Annotated in this window: 18 protein-coding genes; 11 read left to right on the forward strand and 7 right to left on the reverse strand. The window is 69.8% G+C overall.

Annotated features, from left to right (window positions below):
* Positions 1-238: 238 nt before the first annotated feature.
* On the reverse strand, positions 239-2518 hold the full coding sequence (locus tag AC3A46_RS11035) for a polyribonucleotide nucleotidyltransferase (RefSeq protein ID WP_487665212.1): 2280 nt from the start codon (positions 2516-2518) through the stop codon (positions 239-241).
* 329 nt (positions 2519-2847) lie between these two features.
* On the opposite strand from AC3A46_RS11035, the gene AC3A46_RS11040 reads away from it, so the two are divergent.
* Positions 2848-3030 carry a DUF5302 domain-containing protein gene (locus AC3A46_RS11040; RefSeq protein ID WP_056370116.1) on the forward strand — a complete coding sequence of 61 codons (183 nt, stop codon included), beginning with the start codon at positions 2848-2850 and terminating at the stop codon, positions 3028-3030.
* Positions 3031-3124: 94 nt separating this feature from the next.
* Positions 3125-3310: a hypothetical protein gene (locus AC3A46_RS11045; RefSeq protein ID WP_487665213.1), complete on the forward strand. Its 186-nt coding sequence runs from the start codon at positions 3125-3127 to the stop codon at positions 3308-3310.
* A 44-nt stretch (positions 3311-3354) separates the two neighbouring features.
* Here AC3A46_RS11045 and AC3A46_RS11050 read toward each other — a convergent pair whose 3' ends face one another.
* On the reverse strand, positions 3355-4806 hold the full coding sequence (locus tag AC3A46_RS11050; protein WP_487665214.1) for a cation:dicarboxylate symporter family transporter: 1452 nt from the start codon (positions 4804-4806) through the stop codon (positions 3355-3357).
* A gap of 183 nt (positions 4807-4989) precedes the next feature.
* On the opposite strand from AC3A46_RS11050, the gene AC3A46_RS11055 reads away from it, so the two are divergent.
* Together AC3A46_RS11055 and AC3A46_RS11060 are read left to right on the forward strand one after the other, a co-directional pair.
* Positions 4990-6255, forward strand: a complete 1266-nt coding sequence (locus tag AC3A46_RS11055) for a sensor histidine kinase (RefSeq protein WP_487665215.1) — start codon at positions 4990-4992, stop codon at positions 6253-6255.
* On the forward strand, positions 6252-6944 hold the full coding sequence (locus AC3A46_RS11060) for a response regulator (RefSeq protein ID WP_487665216.1): 693 nt from the start codon (positions 6252-6254) through the stop codon (positions 6942-6944). The genes AC3A46_RS11055 and AC3A46_RS11060 overlap by 4 nt, the downstream gene beginning before the upstream one ends.
* A gap of 122 nt (positions 6945-7066) precedes the next feature.
* On the opposite strand, the gene AC3A46_RS11065 is transcribed toward AC3A46_RS11060, so the two are convergent.
* Entirely contained in the window at positions 7067-9052 is a 1986-nt protein-coding gene (locus AC3A46_RS11065) for a GDSL-type esterase/lipase family protein (RefSeq protein WP_487665217.1), read from the reverse strand.
* A 31-nt stretch (positions 9053-9083) separates the two neighbouring features.
* Between AC3A46_RS11065 and AC3A46_RS11070 the strand changes: the two genes are divergently transcribed.
* Both AC3A46_RS11070 and AC3A46_RS11075 read left to right on the forward strand, forming a co-directional pair.
* Positions 9084-9800, forward strand: a complete 717-nt coding sequence (locus tag AC3A46_RS11070; RefSeq protein ID WP_487665218.1) for a DedA family protein — start codon at positions 9084-9086, stop codon at positions 9798-9800.
* Between the two features lie 45 nt (positions 9801-9845).
* The gene (locus AC3A46_RS11075; RefSeq protein ID WP_487665219.1) at positions 9846-10670 is read left to right on the forward strand and encodes a DNA/RNA non-specific endonuclease; all 825 of its coding nucleotides are present in this window, start codon (positions 9846-9848) and stop codon (positions 10668-10670) included.
* A gap of 3 nt (positions 10671-10673) precedes the next feature.
* On the opposite strand, the gene AC3A46_RS11080 is transcribed toward AC3A46_RS11075, so the two are convergent.
* The 3 genes from AC3A46_RS11080 to AC3A46_RS11090 all read right to left on the reverse strand — a co-directional run bounded on the left by AC3A46_RS11080 (position 10674) and on the right by AC3A46_RS11090 (position 13812).
* Positions 10674-11324 (reverse strand): FMN reductase, encoded by a 651-nt coding sequence (locus AC3A46_RS11080; protein WP_487665220.1) that lies wholly within the window; start codon positions 11322-11324, stop codon positions 10674-10676.
* Position 11325: 1 nt separating this feature from the next.
* The gene (locus tag AC3A46_RS11085) at positions 11326-12525 is read right to left on the reverse strand and encodes an LLM class flavin-dependent oxidoreductase (protein WP_487665235.1); all 1200 of its coding nucleotides are present in this window, start codon (positions 12523-12525) and stop codon (positions 11326-11328) included.
* A 171-nt stretch (positions 12526-12696) separates the two neighbouring features.
* Positions 12697-13812, reverse strand: coding sequence for an ROK family protein (locus AC3A46_RS11090; RefSeq protein ID WP_487665221.1), 1116 nt, complete (start codon positions 13810-13812; stop codon positions 12697-12699).
* 125 nt (positions 13813-13937) lie between these two features.
* On the opposite strand from AC3A46_RS11090, the gene AC3A46_RS11095 reads away from it, so the two are divergent.
* The 4 genes from AC3A46_RS11095 to AC3A46_RS11110 are packed head-to-tail and all read left to right on the forward strand — an operon-like array spanning position 13938 to position 19278.
* On the forward strand, positions 13938-16103 hold the full coding sequence (locus AC3A46_RS11095) for an alpha-galactosidase (protein WP_487665222.1): 2166 nt from the start codon (positions 13938-13940) through the stop codon (positions 16101-16103).
* Positions 16104-16137: 34 nt separating this feature from the next.
* Positions 16138-17424: an ABC transporter substrate-binding protein gene (locus tag AC3A46_RS11100; RefSeq protein WP_487665223.1), complete on the forward strand. Its 1287-nt coding sequence runs from the start codon at positions 16138-16140 to the stop codon at positions 17422-17424.
* Between the two features lies 1 nt (position 17425).
* A complete protein-coding gene (locus AC3A46_RS11105) occupies positions 17426-18361 on the forward strand; it encodes a carbohydrate ABC transporter permease (RefSeq protein ID WP_487665224.1) in 936 nt (311 codons plus the stop codon).
* A complete protein-coding gene (locus AC3A46_RS11110; RefSeq protein WP_376010651.1) occupies positions 18361-19278 on the forward strand; it encodes a carbohydrate ABC transporter permease in 918 nt (305 codons plus the stop codon). Before AC3A46_RS11105 ends, AC3A46_RS11110 begins: the two co-directional genes overlap by 1 nt.
* A 38-nt stretch (positions 19279-19316) precedes the next feature.
* On the opposite strand, the gene AC3A46_RS11115 is transcribed toward AC3A46_RS11110, so the two are convergent.
* Complete coding sequence (locus AC3A46_RS11115; protein ID WP_487665225.1) at positions 19317-20198, reverse strand: alpha/beta fold hydrolase; 882 nt, start codon at positions 20196-20198, stop codon at positions 19317-19319.
* Between the two features lie 180 nt (positions 20199-20378).
* Here AC3A46_RS11115 and AC3A46_RS11120 point away from each other — a divergent pair, with 180 nt between their 5' ends.
* The gene (locus tag AC3A46_RS11120; protein ID WP_487665226.1) at positions 20379-21560 is read left to right on the forward strand and encodes an acyltransferase family protein; all 1182 of its coding nucleotides are present in this window, start codon (positions 20379-20381) and stop codon (positions 21558-21560) included.
* Positions 21561-21644 lie beyond the last annotated feature (84 nt).

Raw genomic sequence — 21644 nt, forward strand, 5'->3', positions numbered from 1 at the left:
CCCCCGGCGCTTACACAAAGGGTAGGGCAGTCCGGACAGGGCGCTGTTACCTGAGGCGAACTATGGATAAACATTGCATAACGCTTTGGTCACGAAAGGCTGATCCCTAGGGGAGGCGTCCCCTGTTCGGTGGACAACATGCGCGAAGCACCTACCGGACGACGTACGACGGATGCCCGCCCCCTCTCGGGGACGGGCATCCGTGATTGCACGCCCGGTCTCACCGGACGGCGAGGCGTCAGCCTTCGGCGGGAGCCTCCGGGCCCTCGCTGGCCGCAGCGCGACCCTCCTGGTCAGCAGCCTCCTCGAGCACCGGCTCGAGCGAGAGCTTGCCACGGTCGTCGATCTTCGTGATCTTGACGAGCAGCTTCTGACCCACAGAGAGCACGTCCTCGACGTTCTCCACGCGCTTGCCGCCGGCGAGCTTGCGGACCTCGCTGACGTGCAGCAGGCCGTCCTTGCCGGGCAGGAGCGAGATGAACGCGCCGAACGTCGCGATCTTGACGACCGTTCCGAGGAACTGCTCGCCGACCTCCGGGTTGGTGGGGTTGGCGATCGCGTTCACCTGAGCGCGGGCCGCCTCGGCGGAGGGACCGTCGGTGGCGCCGATGTAGACGGTGCCGTCCTCCTCGATGGAGATCTGCGCGCCGGTCTCATCCTGGATCGCGTTGATCGTCTTGCCCTTCGGGCCGATCAGCTCGCCGATCTTGTCGACCGGGATCTGCACGCTGATGACGCGCGGGGCGGTCGGAGCCATCTCGTCGGGGCCGTCGATCGCAGCGTTGAGCACGCCCAGGATCGTGAGGCGCGCGTCCTTGGCCTGCGTGAGCGCCGCGGCGAGCACCGACGACGGGATGCCGTCGAGCTTCGTGTCGAGCTGGATCGCGGTGACGAACTCGCTGGTGCCGGCCACCTTGAAGTCCATGTCGCCGAGGGCGTCCTCGGCGCCGAGGATGTCGGTCAGCGCGGCGTAGCGCGTCTGGCCGTCGACCTCGTCCGACACGAGACCCATCGCGATGCCGGCGACGGGAGCGCGCAGCGGCACACCCGCGTTCAGCAGCGACAGGGTCGAGGCGCACACCGAGCCCATCGACGTCGAGCCGTTCGAGCCGAGAGCCTCGGACACCTGGCGGATCGCGTACGGGAACTCCTCGCGGCTGGGCAGCACCGGCACGAGCGCGCGCTCGGCCAGGAAGCCGTGCCCGATCTCGCGACGCTTCGGGCTGCCGACACGGCCGGTCTCACCGGTCGAGTAGGGCGGGAAGTTGTAGTGGTGCATGTAGCGCTTGCTCGTGACCGGCGACAGCGAGTCGATCTGCTGCTCCATCTTGAGCATGTTCAGCGTGGTGACGCCCAGGATCTGGGTCTCGCCGCGCTGGAAGATCGCCGAGCCGTGGACGCGCGGGATGACCTGCACCTCGGCGTCGAGCGGACGGATGTCGGCGAGGCCGCGACCGTCCATGCGGACGCCCTCGGCGAGGATGCGTCCGCGGACGATCTTCTTGGTGACCGACTTGTAGGCGGCAGAGAACTCGGTCGTCGCGACGGCCGGGAGCTCGCCCGACTCGACGGCGGCGAGAAGCTCCGCCTTGACGGCGTCCTTCAGCTCGTCGTCGGCGTTCTGGCGGTCCTGCTTGTCGGCGATCTGGTAGATCGGGACGAGCTTGTCGTACGCGCGGTGCGCGACGAAGTCGTACGTCTCCTGGCTGTACGGCAGGAAGACGGGGAACTCCTTGATCTCCTTCGCCGCGGTGTTGGCGACGACGTTCTGCGCCGCGACGAGCTCCTTGATGAAGGGCTTCGAGGCCTCGAGGCCCTGCGCGACGATCTCCTCGTTCGGCTTGGTGGCCCCCGCCTTGATGAGGTTCCAGCTGTGCTCGGTGGCCTCGGCCTCGACCATCATGATCGCGACGTCGCCGTCGGGCAGGACGCGACCGGCGACGATGAGGTCGAACACGGCCTCCTCGAGCTGGGTGACCGTCGGGAACGCGATCCACTGGTCGGCGTGCTCGCCGTGTCCCGGGATGAGAGCGAGGCGCACACCGGCGATCGGGCCCGAGAACGGCAGACCCGAGATCTGGGTCGACAGCGAGGCCGCGTTGATCGCGAGCGCGTCGTAGAACTCGCCCGGCGCGATCGAGAGCACCGTGACGACGATCTGCACCTCGTTGCGGAGGCCGTCGACGAACGACGGGCGCAGGGGGCGGTCGATCAGACGGCAGACGAGGATCGCCTCGGTCGAGGGACGGCCCTCGCGACGGAAGAACGAACCGGGGATCTTGCCCGCGGCATACGAACGCTCTTCGACGTCGACGGTCAGCGGGAAGAAGTCGAAGCCCTCACGAGGCGACTTGCCGGCGCTGGTCGCCGACAGGAGCATCGTCTCCTCGTCGAGGTACGCGGCGACGGCACCCTGTGCCTGCTGCGCGAGTCGTCCGGTCTCGAACCGGACGGTACGGGTGCCGAAGCGGCCGTTGTCGAGAACGGCCTCAGCGGCGGTGATTTCAGGACCTTCCAAGAGGTCTCTCCTTCTTTGTTTAGGCTCGCACGCGCGTTTCGCGCACGAGCTTGTGCGAAGGAGCAGGAACAGGCAGATCTCGGCGCGCGGGAGTGCCGCGGGATTCGCCAGCGCTGGTCACCAGTAGAAGATCACCCGACGTCGTCCGGCGGGGAATCCACCACAGGGGACCAGCTTCCTGCCGGCCTGCTCCACAGTGCCCATTTGAAGCACAGTGCTCACATGTGGAATTGAGCGGTTGCCACACGGCAACCCGCCCAAGCCTATCAGCAGCATGCCCATCGGCCCCCACTCTGGCGAGCGTCGGATGCCGCGCCTAGGGTGGGGGCATGAGCACCGACGAGAAGCCGGCGTCTGCGGCATCCGATGAGATGAAGCGCAAGTTCAAGGAAGCACTCGACAAGAAGAACGCGAACCACCGCGAGGGCGAGGCCCACATGGATGGCGACTCCGCGATCCACGGCACGCACGGCGCGGTCACGAAGCGCGAGTTCCGTCGCAAGAGCGGATAGGAGAAGGCCATGGTCTTCGACCCGGCGTTCCACGAGGTCGCGAACGAGGCCGACGAGCTGCCGCCGTACGGCGGGCAGTGATCGCGAGCAGGCCATGAGCGACTTCCGGGAGCGGATCCCCGACGACGAGCGCGATGTGCCCGTCGACGACAGCGTGGAGTTCGAGCTCCCGCCACCGACCATCGACCCGCTCGAGGCGGTCGAAGAGGATGTCGACGAGCTCGAACTCGAGGAGCGCGAGTCTGCCATCGAATCCGGCGAGATCGCGCCGGACGACTGAACGGGTGGGCGCGGGTCCGACCCGCGCCCACCCGTTTCGTCCGCTCAGCGCGACAGCAGCTGCTCGCGTTCGCGGGCGCGGCGCTCCTTGGCTTCCGCCTCAGTGACGGCCGCCTCTTCGAGTCCCTGCACGCCGACCGCGTCTGCGGCGCGCGACATCCCGTCGTGGCCCTCGCCCGACAGCGTCGTCTCATCGAACGGCAGCTCGCCGGCGAGCACTCGGCGCGCGCGGGGAGCGTCGAACTCCTTCGTCCACGTGCCGATCAGCACCGTCGCGACGGCATTGCCGGTGAAGTTCGTGAGCGCGCGGCCCTCCGACATGAACCGGTCGATGCCGACGATGACGCCGACGCCGTTCACGAGGTCGGGCCGGTACGCCTGCAGGCCGCCGGCGAGCGTCGCCAGTCCCGCACCGGTGACGCCGGCGGCACCCTTCGAGGCGATGATCATGAAGACGAGAAGGCCGATCTGCTGACCGATCGACATCGGGGCGCCCATGCCGCTCGCGATGAACAGTGAGGCCATCGTCAGGTAGATCGCGGTGCCGTCGAGGTTGAACGAGTAGCCGGTCGGCACGGTGATGCCCACCACCGGCTTCGAGACGCCGAGGTGCTCCATCTTCGCGATGAGGCGGGGCAGCGCCGATTCGGAGGAGGACGTGCCGACGATCAGCAGGTACTCGCGGGCCAGGTACTTGATGAGGCTGAAGATGTTCACGCGGGCGACGGCGTACAGCAGGGTGCCGAGAATGCCCACGATGAAGAGCACGCACGTGATGTAGAACGCGATCATCAGCGTGCCGAGTGCCCAGATCGCGGCGATGCCGGTGTTGCCGACCACGGCTGCGATGGCGCCGAACGCTCCGATCGGCGCGAGCCACAGGATCATGCCGAGGATTCGGAAGACCAGCGCCTGCAGGTGCTTCACCGCGTTCATGATCGGCGTCCCCTTGTCGCCCATCTGCTGCAGCGCGAAGCCGACGAGCAGTGCGATGAACAGGACCTGCAGCACGCTCTCGCCGGTGAAGGCCGAGAAGAACGTCGTCGGGATGATGCCGAGGATGAACTCCTGCGTCGTCTTCGCCTCGGCGGTCGCCTCGTAGGTGGCGTTCGCCATGTTCAGGCCCTCGCCCGGGTGCAGCAGGTTGCCGACGACGAGGCCGATGGCGAGCGCGAAGGTCGACATCACCATGAAGTACAGCAGCGCGAGACCGCCGATCTTGCCGACGGTGGCCGCTTTCGCGATGGACCCGACGCCCACCACGATCGTGCAGAAGATGATCGGCGCGATCATCATCTTGATGAGCGCGACGAAGCCCTCGCCGAGCGGCTTGAGCGCGACGCCGACGTCGGGCCAGACCAGCCCGACGATCGCGCCGAGGACGACGGCAGCGATGACCGAGAGGTACAGCCAGGTGTGCTTGTCCCACGCCTGCTTGCCACGTCTCCAGTTGAAGCCGGGGAGCGTGAAGGACGTGGTGCGGGTCGAGAGAGCCATCATTGCCTCCTGCGGGATGAAACGGCGGTGTTTCCGCTGTGCCGCTCGAGAGGGCGGCGTGTGACTCAGCGTGCGCGCCGCGGCGGCAGCCGGCGATTTGCGGTCGTATTGGTCGCACCCGAAGACTCCCGCGTGCGCCCTCGACGGGCGAGGATGGAGGCGGCGGCATCGACGAGGAGGGCCATGTCAGCGAAGACGCAGCACGGCAGCGCCGCATCGCGCGTGTTCGTGGTCGTCGCCGTCTCGGCGGCCGTGATCGTCGCCGCCCTCGCCGCCGTGCTCGTGCTCGACGCCGAGCGCTCCGAACGCAACGAAGCGGAGGAGGTGACGCGGGCCGTCGCGTCGTCCCTCGCGTCATTGCCCCAGGTGGCGCAGTCCCTGAGCGCGGCCGGCCCTTCGGCGGCGCTGCAGCCGCTGGCGGCCGACGTGATGGCACAGACAGGCCTCGACTTCGTCACGATCATGACCCCGGACGGCATCCGCGTCAGTCACCGCGACCCCGCCGAGATCGGCCGGCACTACCTCGGCACGATCCCGAGCACGCCGAGCGTCTTCACCGAGGAGTTCACGGGCACGCTGGGCCCGTCGGTGCGGACCATCGTGCCGGTGACCGCCGAGGGCGAGCTCGTCGGCTGGGTCTCGGTCGGCGTCACGATCGGCAGCATCTGGTCGAAGATCCTGCCACGGCTGCCCTTCGTCGTGTCGATCGCCCTCGCCCTCCTCGCGGCGGGTCTGGTGGGCGCGTGGCTCGCCCGTCGCACGACGCGACGCGTCGCGGGCGACCTGCCCGCCGGGGCGATCCGCGACGCGGTCGCCTCGTACGAGTCCGTGCGGACGCTCGGCGAGGCGCTGCGCGCGCAGACCCACGAGCACGGCAACCGCATGCACACCGCCGTGTCGCTGCTCGAGCTCGGCCGCACGGGCGAGGCGATCGAGATCCTCACCGAGACGTCTCGGCAGAGCCAGGAGCTCGTCGACCAGGTGGCCGCCCGGCGCGGCGGCGACCCCACCGTGGGGGCGCTGCTGCTGGGCAAGGCGGCCCAGGCGCGTGAGCGCGGCATCGAGTGGTCGGCCGAGATCGACCCGGATGCGCCGCGAAGCGTGCTGTCGCCCGTCGACGCGGTATCGGTGGTCGGCAACCTCATCGACAACGCGATGGATGCCGCGGCCGCAGCGGAGGCGCCTCGCTGGGTGCGCGTCGTCTTCGGGAGGACGCCCTCCTCCCCCGCCGCCCTGCGGCTGGAGGTGTCGGACAGCGGCACCGGCGTGCCCGAGGCGCTGCGCGAGCGCATCTACGAGCATGGCTTCACCACCAAGCCCGGCGGAGCCGAGGGGCGCGGGGTGGGCCTCGCGCTCGTGCGCTCGATCGTGGCGAGCGCCGGCGGTCACGTGGAGCTGCGCGACGACCCCACGGTCTTCGTGGTCACCCTTCCGGCGAGGGCGACATGATCCGCGTCCTCCTCGTCGACGACGACGCGCTCACGCTCGAGCTGCACCGGGACTACCTCGCTCGCCTGGACGACTTCGAGGCCGTCGCCGAGTGCACGGGCGCTCGCGCCGCGATCGAGGCCGTGCTGGAGCGCGGCAACGAGATCGACCTCGTGCTGCTGGACGTCACGATGCCGGACGGCACGGGGCTGGACGTGCTGCGGCACGTGCGCGCCCGCGGCGCCGCCGTCGATGTCATCGCGATAACCGGTGTCCGCGACGCCGACGTCGTGCGGCAGATGGTGTCGCTCGGCGTCGCGCAGTACCTCGTCAAGCCGTTCACCTTCGCGGTCTTCCGCGAGCGCCTGGAGCAGTACCGCGAGTTCCGTCGACGCGCGGCCGAAGCCGCGGGCGCGCCGACGCAGGCCGAGATCGACGCGCTCCTCGGGGCGCTGCGCCCCGCGGCGCCGGTCGCGCTGCCGAAGGGCCTCTCCGCCGACACGCTCGCCCGCATCAGCGACGAGGTGCGCGAGCGCGGCCCGGTCTCGGCCGCGGAGGCCGCGGAGCGGCTGGGGATGTCGCGCGTCGCCGCTCGTCGCTACCTCGAGCACCTCGTGGCCGAGGGTCGAGCGCACCGCGCGGCGCGCTACGGCACGCGCGGCCGGCCGGAGTCCGAGTACGCGTGGGTGCAGCATCCGTCCGTTCCGTAGGAGGACACCGACCGGACATCGCCCTCTCACGCGGTCCAGGAGCGATCTTTCTTCATCACAGCGGGTCCCTTCGAGCTCCTGCTGAGCGGGCGCCCCATGCCGGATGCGCGCGAACGGATGCCTCAGCCCGCGTGCACGCGGGCAGGCACGTCGCCAGGTCCACCGATGAGCACGTAGTCCGGGTGCTTGGCGACGAGCCCGTCGCCGGCCGTGCGTCCGTGGAGGCGTCGCCACACCCACGGCAGGGCGTCGCGGCGCAGCCACGTACCCGGCAGCACCGGGTCATCGTCGGCGTGCAGACTCGCGTCGAGCTCGCCGAGCGCCTCGGCGTCGGGCACTCCAAGCGCCTCGGCCGCGCGGTACGCGAGGTACCGGTGACCGCGCGGGCGAAGGTGCACCTTGTCGTCGGCCCAGAGGTCGAGATCGCCGATGGCGGGGAGCCCGCGCGCGTCGAGGAACGCGTCGGTGTCGAGCAGAACCGCGCCGGTGGATGCGGCGGTCCGGCGCAGTTCGGACGAGAACACCGCGAACCGGCGGGCGAACAGCCGCGCAGGGCGCCGACGCGGGAGGAAGGGCGTCACGAGCAGCACGTCGATGCCGGCCGCGCGCAGCTGCCTCACGGACTTCTCGAGGTCGCGCGCGACGGCGATCGGGTCGACGCGGCGCCCGACGAGGTCGTTGGCCCCGACGAGGATCGATACCAGCTGCGGCCGGAGTGCCAGCGCCTGCGGCACCTGCTCACTGACGACGTGCCGTACCCGACGGCTGCGCACCGCGAGGTTGGCGTAGCGGAACGGCTCGCCGGAGGCGCCGGCGTGCGCGAGCAGCTGTGCGAGCCGGTCCGCCCACCCGCGGTACTGCCCCGTCGGCATCCGGGAGGCGTCGCAGAGTCCTTCGGTGATCGAGTCGCCGAGCGCGACGAACCGCGACCACGAGCGCCGCGCAGCGGGCGTCGGCACCGCCGGGCGGGTCGCCGCGCGCTGAGGCTGCGCGTCGTCGATGGGCCGCAGCATCCGTGCCTCGCCGTAATGCTCGACCAGGCGGCTGCAGACGGCGTGCCAGGTGCGCTCACTCACCGACTCGCGGGCCGCCGCCGCGAACGCGCGGCGCTTGCCGTCGTCGCCGACGAGATCGGCGACCCGCGCGCGCAGGTCGACCAGGTCTCCGGGCCGGTACAGCCAGCCGTCGACCGACGATCGCACCAGGTCGACGGGTCCGCCGACGCCGGTCGCGACGACCGGCACGCCGCTGGCGAGCGCTTCCTGGATCGTCTGCCCGAACGTCTCGCTCTCGCCGGGGTGCACGAACACGTCGAAGCTCGCGAGCGCCTCGGCCAGCGCGGCTCCGCCGAGGTGCCCGGTGAAGACGGCGCCGGGCAGCGCGCGCTCGAGCGCCGGGCGTGAGGGTCCGTCGCCGACGATCACGAGGCGCGTCCCCGGGAGCCCGGCGAGCGCCGAGAGATCCTCGACCTGCTTCTCGGGGGCGAGGCGGCCGACGTAGCCGACGATCTTCTGGCCACCTGCCACCTGCTCGCGCCAGCCGTCGCTGCGGCGCCCGGGACCGAAGCGCAGGGCGTCGACGCCGCGTCCCCAGCGACGGAGGCGGTCGACGCCGAGGCTCTCCAGCTGCTGCAGCGACGCCGTCGAGGGCGCCAGCGTGAGCGTCGCACGTCGGTGGAGGCGCCCGACGTGGCGTCCGACGAGCGCGGCGGCCTGCGGCATCCCGTATTTCTCGGCGTACGCGATCACGTCGGTCTGGTACACGGCGACGGAGGGCACGCGCAGCGCGTCGGCGGCCGCGAGCCCCTGCCAGCCGAGGACGAACGGCGACGCCAGGTGCACGACGTCCGGCCGGAACTCGCGGAGGATCGCCGTCAGCCGGGCGGCGCGCGCGAACACCACGCGCACCTCCGGATACGACGGCAAGGGCGCCGAGCGCAGCAGCTCGGTGCGGGCACCGTGCAGATCGGTGGTGATCTCCCCGGCACGCGGTGCGATGACGAGCGTCTCGTGACCTTCGGCGGCCAGATGCCGGAGGACCTGGAGCACCGACCCCGTCACCCCGTTCATGTGGGGCAGGAACGATTCGGCGAGCAGTGCGACTCTCACGCCTCCAGGGTGACGGGGTGAAGGAGGACCGATGCCGCGAACCGGCGTCCGTGCGCAAGAGTTCACCGGATGCACCGCGGCGGGTCACCGGACGTGCCCCGTTCCGTCGCCGTTCACCGCGGGCGGCTACCAAGAAGACATGGTCGAGGACCTGCTGACCACCATCACGTCGAGCGCGTGGGCGTTGCCGCTGCTGTTCGTGCTCGTGCTGGGCGACGCGTTCCTGGTGGTGATACCGGGCGAGGCGGCCGTCACCGCGCTGGGGGCGCTGGCGGTGTCTCAGGGCGAGCCGGCGCTGGCTGCGATCGTGCTCGTGGCCGCCGCGGCCGCATTGACCGGCGACGTCGCGTGCTATCTCGTGGGCCGCACGATCGGCCTCGAGCGCTGGCGCTGGATGCGCGCACCCCGCACGCAGGCCACCTTCGCGTGGGCACGGCTGCGGCTCGAGCGCCGTGCGGCGCTCGTGCTCTTCACCGCCCGGTTCATCCCGTTCGCACGACTCGCTGTCAACCTGACAGCGGGAGCCACCCGGCTTCCGGGGCCGCGCTACCTCGCGGTGGCGGGCCTCGCCGCGCTCGCGTGGGCGATCTACCAGGCTCTGATCGGGGCGCTCGTGGCGACGCTGGTGCCCGGGGGCCCGGTCGTCGCGGTCGTCGTCTCGGTGGCCTTCGCGGTCGGCCTCGGACTGGGCATCGACGCGGTGCTCGCGCGCCGGCTGCGAGCCCGGCGGGCGACGGGCGATGAGTGACGCCCGGCGTCTCACGATGTCCACCGAGCAGACCAGGATGGAGTCGTGGCAGACGTGACCTCCGACGCATACGACGACGCCTTCCTCGGCATCCCGCTCCCCCTCCCGCATCCGGCGGACGGGCGCGCAGTGCGCGAGCTGACCTACCCCCGGTTCACCGTGCTCCTCGACCCGGAGCGCCGGCTCGCGGTCGTCACCGGCGTGAACATCGACGGTGCGACGCTGCAGGACCTCCCGCGCACCGGCGACTGGGAGCTCGACGCGCGCGTTCCCGCGACCGAGCAGGCCGGGCCTGCCGTCTACGCCTCCAACGACCTCGATCGCGGGCACCTGGTGCGCCGGCGGGATCCGGGCTGGGGCTCGGCCGCCGAGGCCAGGCGCGCGACCGAGGCCACGTTCACGTACCCGAATGCGGCGCCGCAGGCGAGCGGGTTCAACCAGTCCAAACAGCTGTGGCTCGGCCTTGAGGACCACGTGCTCGCGTTCGCCGAGACGACCGACGAACGCCTCAGCGTCTTCACCGCACCGGTGCTGCATGACGACGATCCGCCGTACCGCGGCATCCGTGTTCCGCGACGATTCTTCAAGGTCGCCGCGTGGGCGACAGCGCACGACGACGCCGAGCCGCGGCTTGCGGCGGCAGGCTTCGTGCTCGACCAGTCGGAGCTGATCGCCCTGAGCGAGGGCGTGCTCGCGGTGCCGGTGCTGGGCGGGTTCCGCACGTTTCAGGTGCCGATCGGCGACATCGAGGAGCTTGCGGGCGTCGATCTCGGCCCGCTCGTGGAGGCCGACGTGCTCCGGCGCACGACAGCGCGCGGAGAGGACGCGTGGCGTCCCCTCCGCGCTCCGGAGGACGTCGTTCTCGGCTGAGGGCTACTCCCCCGCGAGACCGCCGAGCAGGTGGCCGAACGAACGGCCCTCACCGAGGTAGTTGGCGGGATCGAACGGATCGGCGTCGGAGGCGGGCTCACGCCGCGCGATCGCGTCGGCGAGCTCCCGGGCGCCGCGGTCGATGCGCTCGCCGAGCGGAGCGATGTTGTCTGCCGACGCGCCCCAGTCGCTCGACGCGGCGAACACTCCGGTCGAGACGGGCTCGGCGTGCAGGTACGTGAACAGCGGCCGGATCGCATAGTCGATCGCGAGCGAGTGGCGCGCGGTGCCGGCGTTCGCGCCGATCAGCACGGGCTTGCCGGTGAGGGCATCGGGGTCGAGCACGTCGATGAACGACTTGAAGAGTCCCGAGTAGCTCGTCGAGAAGATCGGCGTGACCGCGATGACCGCGTCGGCCGACACGACCGCGTTGATCACCGATTCGAGCGCCGGAGGCGCGAAACCCGTGAGGAGGTTGTTCGTGATGTCGTGCGCGTAGTCGCGCAGCTCGAACACGTCGACCTCGACCGCGATGCCGCGCTCGGAGAGCTGCGTCGCGGTCGCTGCGGCGAGCCGGTCGGCCAGCATGCGGGTCGACGACGGGTTCGACAGTCCGGCCGAGATCACTGCGATGCGGCGTGCGGAGCTGGTCATGTCACGCCTCCTTCCGGGCGAGACCGAACGCGGCACCCGCGGGAGCGGGCGTGTCCTGGTAGGGGCTCGCGCCCACGAGGTTGTCGCCGCGGTTCGCGCCGGGGACGGCCTGCCGCGGCGCCTCGTCGCCGTACTTCGCGGCCACGAGGTTCGCGTGGGTCGGAGCATCCGGAACGTCCGCCGGCCGGTTCTTCTGCAGCTCCTTGCGCAGCACCGGCACCACCTCGCCGCCCAGGATGTCGAGCTGCTCGAGCACGGTTTTGAGGGGCAGGCCCGCGTGGTCCATGAGGAACAGCTGGCGCTGGTAGTCCCCGTACGTCTCGCGCATCGCCGCGTACCGGTCGATCACCTGCTGGGGCGACCCGACGGTGAGCGGCGTCATCTCGCTGAAGTCCTCGAGCGACGGGCCGTGGCCGTACACCGGCGCATTGTCGAAGTACGGGCGGAACTGCTTCACCGCGTCCTGCGAGTTCGCGGCCATGAAGACCTGCCCGCCGAGGCCGACGATCGCCTGCTCGGGCGTGCCGTGACCGTAGTGCGCGAAGCGCTGGCGGTACAGCTGGATCAGCCGCTGGTAGTGCTCCTTGGGCCAGAAGATGTTGTTCGCGAAGAAGCCGTCACCGTAGTACGCGGCCTGCTCGGCGATCTCGGGAGTGCGGATCGAGCCGTGCCACACGAAGGGCGCGACGCCGTCGAGGGGACGCGGGGTCGAGGTGAATCCCTGCAGCGGTGTGCGGAACTGGCCCTCCCAGTCGACGACGTCCTCGCGCCACAGACGGTGCAGCAGGTTGTAGTTCTCGATCGCGAGGGGCAGGCCCTGGCGGATGTCCTTGCCGAACCACGGGTACACCGGGCCCGTGTTGCCGCGGCCGATCATGAGGTCGGCGCGGCCCTGCGACACGTGCTGAAGCATCGCGTAGTCCTCGGCGATCTTCACCGGGTCGTTCGTGGTGATGAGCGTCGTGGCGGTCGAGAGGATGAGGCGCTCGGTCTGCGCCGCGATGTACGCGAGCGTCGTGGTCGGCGACGACGACCAGAACGGCGGGTTGTGGTGCTCGCCGAGCGCGAAGACGTCGAGGCCCACCTCCTCGGCGTGCTGGGCGATCTTCAGCGTCGCCTTGATCCGCTCCGCCTCACTGGGCGTGGTGCCGTCGGTCGGGTCCTGGGTGATGTCGGACACCGTGAAGATGCCGAACTGCATACCCGACCACGTGGTGCTCTCGCTCACGATCGCTTCTCCGCTCTTTCGCCGTGCGGGTTCTCCGTCGTGCGAATCCATGCAAATGAATGTATCTCGTGCAACGTGTGCGCACCAAGAATATTCCGGACCGTTTCGATACGGTCCCCGCCGCACCCCGAGCGCGGGAGCGCGTCAGTCGAACCGCAGGCGGTCGACAGCGGCCTGGATCGCGACGGCTGCGGCGCCCCGGGCCCAGGCCGTGAAGCCGGAGTCGTCGACGAACAGCTGCACGGGCTGCGCTCGCGGGTCCCGGCCCGCCGAGATCGCGGCACGGATCCGATCCTCGACGATCGGGAACAGCCCGATGCCGTCGCCCGCCAGCACCGCCGCGCTCTGGAACGTCAGGTTGGCCGCCAGCGCGATGAAGCGGCCCAGCGCATCGGCCGCGGCATCCACCACCGCGGCGGCAGCCGGCTCACCCGCGATCGCCAGCGCGAGGACCTCCTCATAGGCGACCGTGCGCTGCAGTGCCGCCGACACCTGTGCGGCGATCGACCCCGATGTCAGCATCGCCTGCGAGCATCCGCGGTGCCCCTCCTGGCAGAGCGGGCCGGTGTCGCTCAGCGGGATATGCCCCCCGAGGCCGAGCCCCGCCTCCGCGGAGTGGACCACCTCGCCATGGACGACGAGCCCGTAGCCGACGCCCACCCCGATCGTCAGGACGACGAAACCCGGAATGCCCCGGCCGAGGCCGAACCAGCGCTCAGCCTCGGTCAGCGCGACGAGGTCGTTCTCCAGCGTCACGGGAACGCCGACTTCACGCTCGAGGATCGACGCGAAGTCCACGTTCTCCCACCCGAGAAACGGGGCGTAACGCACCACGCCGCCGTCGACCGCACCGCCGAGGGCGGCACCGACACCGACGAGGGAGTCGTCGGTCATGGCGCGGAGCACTCCGGCGATCACTGCTGCGACAGCTTCGGGCTCATGCGTGCCGAGCGGGACCGTCCGCTGAGCGACGAGACCGGCACGGACGTCCGTCACCACCGCATGGACGGTGTCGCCGGTGATCTTGACGCCCGCGAAGACTCCGAGGCCGGGGGCGACGTCGAGCGGTCGCACCGGCCGCCCCACCGTGCCGTCGGCCAGATCGTCGAGCTCGACGAGGTAGCCGCGATCGAGGAACGGCTTCGCCAGCCGCGTGAGGCTCGCCGGCGACAGGCCGAGCCGGTTGGTGAGCGCGCTGCGAGCGATCGGGCCATGGATGAGCACGGCCCGCGCGAGGGCGCGCTCGCTGTCCGTCAGCATCGTCGGCAGTCTCCCCTCACGTCCCCAATGGTTTCATTCTGGCACGAATACAGCCCCAGAGACCGATCCCGCGCCCGGTCCAGACGCTCTTGTGAGACTTATTACTTCCGTGGTAGAACTAACTTATGCACAGCACCCACCGGCTGCTCGACGCCGAGCGCACCTCCCCCTCCGGCGAGCCTCGCGTGCTCCACCTCATCCGCGGGGGAACGAGCGTCGTCGTCGACCTCGACGCGACGCCGGGACCGGCGATCGTGCACTGGGGTGAGGCGCTCACGGGTTCCACGCCCGACACGCTGCGCTCACTCGCGGCGGCCGCGCGCGCCCAGCGGGTGTCCGGCGGCCTCGACACGACGCCTGCCCTCACACTCGTGCCCACCGGCGCCGACGGATGGTTCGCCGCCCCGGGACTCGAGGGCCACCGCGAGGGGTCGGGTGTCAGCATCCGTCTCTCCCTCGCCGACGTGCAGGCCGGGGATCACCGCGCGAGCCTGGCCCTCGTCGACGCCGAAGCGGGTCTCGCCGTGCGGGTCGAGGTGCGGATCGGGCCGAGCGGCCTGCTCCACCAGCGGGTGACGGTGCGCAACGCCGGAACGACGCCGTACACACTGCAGGCCGCGCATCCCACCTTCCCCCTCCCCTGGGATGCCACCGAGGTGCTCGACACCACGGGGCATCACCTCCGCGAGCGGTCGCCGCAGCGGCGCGACCTCGGCATCGGCGTGCATGTCCGCGAGAGCCGTCGCGGCCGGACCGGGGCCGACTCCACGATCCTCCTCGCGGCCGGACGGCCGGGGTTCGGCTTCGAGAGGGGCCGGGTCCACGGCATCCACGTGGCCTGGAGCGGCAACCACCGCGTGCTCGCCGAGCGCACGACCACCGGAGACGCCTTCCTCGCGGGGGGCGAACTGCTGCTGCCCGGAGAGGTGGTGCTGGCGGCCGGTGCGGCGTACAGCTCCCCCTGGGTGATCGGCTCGTGGGGCGACGGACTGACCGCACTGTCCGCGCGCTTCCACGACGAGTGGCGCGCCCGGCCGCAGCATCCGCGGCGGCCGCGGCCGGTCACGCTGAACACCTGGGAGGCGGTCTACTTCGACCACTCGCTCGATCGGCTCACCGCACTCGCCGACGCCGCAGCATCCGTCGGCGTCGAACGCTTCGTCCTCGACGACGGCTGGTTCGAGGGCCGGCGCGACGACACCGCGGGGCTCGGTGACTGGACGGTCGACACCGCCGTCTGGCCACGGGGCCTTCACCCCCTCGTCGACCACGTGCGAGGGCTCGGGATGGAGTTCGGCCTCTGGGTCGAGCCCGAGATGGTCAACCCCGACAGCGATCTTGCGCGGCGGCACCCGGACTGGATCCTCCGGGGACGGATGTCGCTGCCGCCGTCCGCCCGTCAGCAGCAGGTGGTGGACCTCTCGCAGCCCGAGGCGTACGCCCACATCGCCGGGCGTCTGCATGCCCTGCTGGACGAGTACCCGATCGCCTACCTCAAGTGGGATCACAACCGCGATCTCGTCGACGCCGCGAGCGGGCCCGCGGGGGGCGCCCGCGTGCACGAGCACACGCTCGCGGTCTACCGCCTGATCGACGAGCTCAAGGCAGCCCATCCCGGGCTCGAGATCGAGAGCTGCGCCTCGGGCGGGGCACGGGTGGATCTCGGCATCCTGGATCGCACCGACCGCGTGTGGACCAGTGACAGCCTCGATCCGCTCGAGCGGCTCGACAACCAGAAGCACACCGGCATCGTGGTGCCGCCCGAGATGCTCGGCATGCACCTGACGAGTCCTGTCGTCCACTCGTCGGGCCGCACCGTCTCGCTGGGGCTCAGCGGCGCGGTGGCGCTCTTCGGCCACTTCGGCATCGAATGGGACCTGACCACGCTCGACGACACCCGTCGCGCCGAGATCGCGAAGTGGGTCGCCCTCGCCAAGCGTCTGCGCCCCCTCATCGCTTCGGGCCGGGTCATCCACGTCGACGGCACCGACCCCGGGATCGACGTGCGCGGGGTGGTGGGAACGGATGCCGCATCCGCCGTCTTCACGATCGTCCAGACCGCGACCAGCGCCGCGTATCCGCCCGGTCGAGTCCGCATGCCCGGACTCGATCCCGCCCGGACCTACCGGCTCCGCGTGGTGAGGCGGGACGACGACGCCGGGCAGTCCGACCTCGAATGGGCCGACTCCGGCATCGTGCTGACAGGTCTTCAGCTGGCCGAAGTGGGCGTGCGCCCACCCGTGCAGCGCCCGCAGCAGGCGATGGTCGTCGAACTCATCGCCGAGAACTGAACACTCCCCACCCCTAGGCGCAAGGAGGCGCACGATGAGAACCATTCACCGACGATGGATCCGGCCGCTCGCGGTCGCGGTCGTCGCCGCGACAGCCGTCGCCGTCGGCGGCTGCGCCCAGAACCCCGACGACGGCGTGACGACCCTGAACTTCTTCCAGTTCAAGGGCGAGGCGCTCGAGGACTTCACCGAGATCATCGCGGGCTTCGAGGCGGAGAACCCCGACATCAAGGTGGTGCAGAACCAGGTCGCGGACGCCGACACCGCCATCCGCACGCTGCTGGTGAAGGATCGCATCCCCGATGTCATCACCCTCAACGCGAACGGCAACTTCGGCCGGCTCGCACAGGCCGGCGTGTTCCACGACTTCTCGAACGAGCCCGTGCTCGAGACCATCAACCCCGCCGTGCAGGACATCCTCGCCGACCTCGGCACCTACGGCGACGAGGTGAACGGACTCGGCTACGTCAACAACGCCAACGGCATCATCTATAACCAGGACATCTTCGAGGAGCAGGGTCTCGAGGTCCCCGAGACCTGGGACGAGCTCATCGCGGTCTGCGATGCGCTGGAGGAGGCCGGCGTCCAGCCGTTCTACGGGACGCTCGCCGACTCGTGGACCGGCATCCCGTCGTGGAACGCGCTCGGCGCCTACCCCGCCCAGGACGGCTTCTTCGACAAGATGCGCGAGGAGGGCGAGAACGTCGGACCCGACTCGGAGGTGTCGTTCGAGAAGGACTTCGCCGAGGCGATGGACCGCCAGTACCAGCTGTACTCGTACATGCAGGAGGGCTACCGCGGCAAGACGTACGACGACGGCAATGCCGCGTTCGCGCGCGGCGAGTCGGCCATGCTGCTGCAGGGCATCTGGGCGACGAACCCCATCAAGCAGGTGAACCCCGACATCCGGATGGGGATCTTCCCCTATCCCACCGACGAGCCGGGTGAGAGCCTCCTCGTCTCGGGCGTCGACGTCGTCTTCACCCTCGGCAAGGACAGCCCCACGCACGACGCGGCGATGCGGTTCATCGACTACGTGTTCCAGCCCGAGGTGATCGAGAAGTTCGCCGCGTCCCAGAACATGGTCCCCTCGGTCGAGGGCGCCGAGCTCAGCGATGATCCCGCGCTGCAGTCCGTGCGGCCGTTCTTCGAAGACCGGCGCATCACGGGCTTCATCGACCACCAGATCCCGCCTGCGCTCCCCCTCATCCCCACCGACCAGCAGTTCCTCTTCGACGGTGATGCCGAGAAGGCGCTCCAGACCCTCGACCGCGAGTGGGCCAAGGTGGCCGCCCGCACGATCCCCGTGACGGGAGAATGACATGACCACTCTCACCGAAGCCGTACGGTCCACCCCCGCGGGCGCTGCCCGCAAGCGGGCGACCCGCACACGCAGCGACGCCGCACGCGCCCTGCCCGCCTACTACTGGATGGTGTGGCCCGCGGTCATCGCATTCGCCGCGTTCCACACCCTGCCGGTCGTGGTGGGCATCTTCTTCAGCTTCACGAACTATGCCGGCTACGGCGCCTGGAACTTCGTGGGCCTGTCGAACTACCTCAATCTGTTCAAAGACGATCGCGTGCTGCAGGCCTACGGGTTCTCGTTCCTGTTCGCCATCGTCGCCACGATCCTGACGAACGTGTTCTCGCTGGCGATCGCCCTCGGACTGAACGCGAAGATCAAGGCGCGCAACTTCTGGCGCGGCGTGTACTTCGTCCCCTACATCCTGGCGATCCTCGTCATCGGCTACGTCTTCCAGTTCTTCTTCTCGAACTCGCTGCCGAAGATCCTCTCGGGCATCCCGCTGTTCCGCGACAACATCCTCACCAGCGAGACCTGGGCGTGGACCGCGATCGTCTCACTCGCCGTCTGGCAGGCCTGCGCCTTCGCGATCATCATCTATCTGTCGGGGCTGCAGACGATTCCGTCGGAGCTCTACGAGGCGTCGTCGCTCGACGGCGCCAGCCCGTGGCGGCAGTTCCGGTCGATCACATTCCCCCTGATCGGCGCCTTCTTCACCATCAACGTGGTGCTGAGCCTCAAGGGGTTCCTCCAGGTCTTCGACCCGATCGTCGCCCTCACCAACGGCGGCCCGGGCACGTCGACCGAATCGGTGACGCTGCTCATCTTCCGGGGCGGCTTCTCGGGCGGCGAGTTCGCCTACCAGACGGCCAACGCGGTGATCTTCTTCATCGTGATCACCGTCGTCTCGCTCCTGCAGTTCCGGGTCCTTCAGCGCAGAGAGGCCGACTTCTGATGACCACCATGACCAACACCGCGTCCCAGCTCGAGCAGGAGGTCGACGCCGTCACGGCGAACGATCGCCGCAAGCGTCGCAGGGAGCCTGACGACGACACGCGCAAGACCAACTGGTGGGCGACGGCGCTCATCGCGGTGTGCTCGCTCACCGTGCTGATCCCGCTGTACCTGGCGGTCGTCGTCGCTCTCAAGACGCCGGATCAGCTCACCGAGGGCACCGGGTTCGAACTGCCGAACCCGATCCGGTGGGAGAACTTCGCCGACGCGTGGGTGCGGACGAGCTTTCCGCAGGCGCTGCTGAACACGGCGATCATCACCGTCGGCTCCGTGGCGTTCACGCTGCTGACGAGCTCGATCGTGGCGTACGCGCTGGCACGCAACATCCACCGCCCGTTCTTCAAGGGCGTGTTCTTCTATCTGCTGGCGGCGCTGTTCATCCCGTTCCCGATCATCATGCTGCCGCTCGTCAAGCAGACGTCCATCCTGGGACTCGACAACCAGGCCGGCATGATCATCCTGTACACGATCTACGGGCTGTCGCTGAACATCTTCATCTACACGGCGTACATCCGCTCGATTCCGATCGAGCTCGAAGAGGCCGCACGCGTCGACGGCGCCTCGACGTGGCGGGTGTTCTGGCAGGTGATCTTCCCGCTGCTCATGCCCATGAACGCGACGGTCGGCATCCTCACGTGCGTGTGGGCGTGGAACGACTTCATCATGCCGCTCGTCGTGCTCACCGAGCCCTCGGCGCGGACGCTGTCGCTCGCGCAGTACGTCTTCCAGGGCCAGTTCAACACCGACTACACCGTGGCGTTCGCGTCCTACCTGATGGCGATGGCGCCGCTGCTCATCGTCTACATCTTCAGCCAGCGCTGGGTGATCTCGGGCGTCACGCGGGGCTCGATCAAGTGAGAGCGGGGAGGATGCCGCGGCCCGCGGCATCCTCCCCGTCACTGCGCGTCGGCGAAGAGCAGCAGCATGTCGCGTGCGAGCTGGTGCGGAGCGGTCTCGCAGGGCGCGTGCCCCGTGGGGTACGTCGCGAGCCGGGCGCCGATGCGCGCGGCGTAGGCCTCGTGCTGCGCCCGCGGCCAGAGGTCCTGGTCGCCGACGGCGATCAGCTTCGGGATGTCGACGTCCGCGACGGCGTCGGCGAAGTCAGGGGTCGACATCATGAGTCCGACCACGTCGTCGATGCAGGCGCGGCCCGTGATGCTGAGGCGCTCGCGAACGAAGGCGATGCGCCCCGGCCGTGTGCGGTTGAGGTTGTAGCGGATGCCCCAGAGGATGAGGCCCGCGGCGCGGTGCGGCGACATGTCGGAGATCGGCCCGATGTGCTTCACGCCACGGAAGACCTGTCCGGTCGCAGGCGGCGCAGCCATGAGCGTGAGGCTCCGGAAGAGATCGGGGCGCTCGACGAGCGCAAGCTCGGTGACCAGGCCGGCGAAGCTGTAGCCCAGCACGTGGGCGGGGCCGCCGTCCTCGAGGACCGCGATGAGATCGTCGACGAACAGCGCGTAGTCGTACGAGTCCCGTGGCGGATCGAGATGGTGCGGGCCGGCCTGCGCCGACTCGTAGTGGCCGGCGATGTCGTACGACTCGACGCGGTAGCCGGCGGCGGCGAGCAGGGGGAACAACAGGACGAAGTCCTCCTTCGACCCGGCCACGCCGGGGACGAGCACGACTCTCGGCGCGCCGTGGTCGCCCAGGCGCATCCGCGCGAGACCGCCGCTGGGAGCGCGGAACACGTCGCGCTCCGTGCCGACCGGGAACACATGCCAATCGAGGTCGGCGATGGCCTGGTCGCGCTGCAGCGCGTCGTCGATCGTCGTCATCGCGCCTGCGAGACTACCCCTCGCAAAGACCGTCGAGCTCGTTCTGGCGCGGCGCGTAGTCGATGTGCCCACCGCCGGCACGCTCGCAGTCAGAATCCGCCAGCGTGGGACTCGGTGTCAAGTGAAAGCATCGCGCGGTGCACGCGGCTAGTCTGGTCTGCGCCCCGGCGAGAGGTGACGATGACCGGCAGCAGCGTTCCGCCCACGGCGACGACCACCACCCCGACGGGATCCATCGCCCGTCCGCGGCGCCGCACGCCATTCTGGGACAACGCGCGCTTCGCGTGCATCGTCTTCGTCGTGCTCGGTCACGCCGTGCAGCGCCTGACGTACGACTCCGACATCGCGCTGGGGCTGTACCTGGTGATCTACGCCTTCCACATGCCGGCGTTCGCGATCATCTCGGGCTACTTCTCGAAGTCGGATGCCCCGACCAAGACGCAGATGGCACGCGTGATCACCGACATCCTGCTGCCCTACATCGTGTTCGAGGGACTGTGGACCCTGACCAAGTGGCTCGTCGAAGGCCAGGCGAACCCGAACATCACCCAGCCCTCGTGGACCCTGTGGTTCCTGCTCGCTCTGGGCATCTTCCGGGTCGTGCTCCCCTACCTCGGCCTGCTGCGCTGGCCGCTGCTGTGGACCGTCGTGATCTCGATCGGAGCGGGCTACCTCCCCAACATCGGCTCGACGTTCTCGCTGTCACGCACGCTCGGCCTCCTGCCGTTCTTCACACTCGGCTGGTGGCTGCGCGAGCACGACATCGTGGCGCGCCTGCGGCTGCTGGACCGCCGGCCATGGTGGGTGCTGGCCGGCGGGCTCGGACTCTTCGCCGCCGCGGGCTGGGCGGCCTGGTTCTTCGTCGACAACTGGCGCGCGATGAATCTGCGCGAGTGGCTCTTCTACGACGAGAACTACGCGTCGATCGGCGGGACGCAGTGGTGGGCGGGCGGCGTGCGCCTCGCACTCATGATCATCGCCGTGGTGCTCTCGACCGCGTTCTTCGCGCTCGTGCCGCGCGACACGCACTGGTGGACGCACTTCGGGCAGTACACGATGTACGTCTACCTGCTGCACTCGTTCGTGCTCTACCCGTTCCGCGAGAACGGCCTGCTGCGCAACGCCGAGCCGACGTGGCTGTGGCTGCCGCTCGTGATCATCGGATCCGTGCTGATCGCTCTCGGGCTCGCGACGAAGCCCGTGCGCCGCGTCTTCCGCCCGCTGGTCGAGCCGCGCCCCACGTGGCTGTTCGCCGATCGCACCCTCGCGCGCCGCGAGGGACGGCGCAACGACCCCACCGGTTCCCGCCGGCCGCGGGAGCAGCCGCGGACGCCACGACCCGATCCGCGCCAGAACGGCTGACGCCGTTCCGATGCCGGTGGAGCTGTTCAGCACACCGGACGACGGTCGCCGGCGCAACGGGGGAACCGCCGGTAACCCGCGGCA

The organism is Microbacterium sp. Soil_C_42, from assembly GCF_057656735.1.

Excerpts from the sequence above, each read along its gene's own strand:
- AC3A46_RS11040 (WP_056370116.1), top strand. The coding sequence starts at position 2,848 with ATGAGCACCGACGAGAAGCCGGCGTCTGCGGCATCCGATGAGATGAAG.
- AC3A46_RS11045 (WP_487665213.1), top strand. The coding sequence starts at position 3,125 with ATGAGCGACTTCCGGGAGCGGATCCCCGACGACGAGCGCGATGTGCCC.
- AC3A46_RS11050 (WP_487665214.1), bottom strand. The coding sequence starts at position 4,806 with ATGGCTCTCTCGACCCGCACCACGTCCTTCACGCTCCCCGGCTTCAAC.
- AC3A46_RS11055 (WP_487665215.1), top strand. The coding sequence starts at position 4,990 with ATGTCAGCGAAGACGCAGCACGGCAGCGCCGCATCGCGCGTGTTCGTG.
- AC3A46_RS11060 (WP_487665216.1), top strand. The coding sequence starts at position 6,252 with ATGATCCGCGTCCTCCTCGTCGACGACGACGCGCTCACGCTCGAGCTG.
- AC3A46_RS11070 (WP_487665218.1), top strand. The coding sequence starts at position 9,084 with ATGCCGCGAACCGGCGTCCGTGCGCAAGAGTTCACCGGATGCACCGCG.
- AC3A46_RS11080 (WP_487665220.1), bottom strand. The coding sequence starts at position 11,324 with ATGACCAGCTCCGCACGCCGCATCGCAGTGATCTCGGCCGGACTGTCG.
- AC3A46_RS11085 (WP_487665235.1), bottom strand. The coding sequence starts at position 12,525 with ATGCAGTTCGGCATCTTCACGGTGTCCGACATCACCCAGGACCCGACC.
- AC3A46_RS11090 (WP_487665221.1), bottom strand. The coding sequence starts at position 13,812 with ATGCTGACGGACAGCGAGCGCGCCCTCGCGCGGGCCGTGCTCATCCAT.
- AC3A46_RS11095 (WP_487665222.1), top strand. The coding sequence starts at position 13,938 with ATGCACAGCACCCACCGGCTGCTCGACGCCGAGCGCACCTCCCCCTCC.
- AC3A46_RS11100 (WP_487665223.1), top strand. The coding sequence starts at position 16,138 with ATGAGAACCATTCACCGACGATGGATCCGGCCGCTCGCGGTCGCGGTC.
- AC3A46_RS11105 (WP_487665224.1), top strand. The coding sequence starts at position 17,426 with ATGACCACTCTCACCGAAGCCGTACGGTCCACCCCCGCGGGCGCTGCC.
- AC3A46_RS11110 (WP_376010651.1), top strand. The coding sequence starts at position 18,361 with ATGACCACCATGACCAACACCGCGTCCCAGCTCGAGCAGGAGGTCGAC.
- AC3A46_RS11115 (WP_487665225.1), bottom strand. The coding sequence starts at position 20,198 with ATGACGACGATCGACGACGCGCTGCAGCGCGACCAGGCCATCGCCGAC.
- AC3A46_RS11120 (WP_487665226.1), top strand. The coding sequence starts at position 20,379 with ATGACCGGCAGCAGCGTTCCGCCCACGGCGACGACCACCACCCCGACG.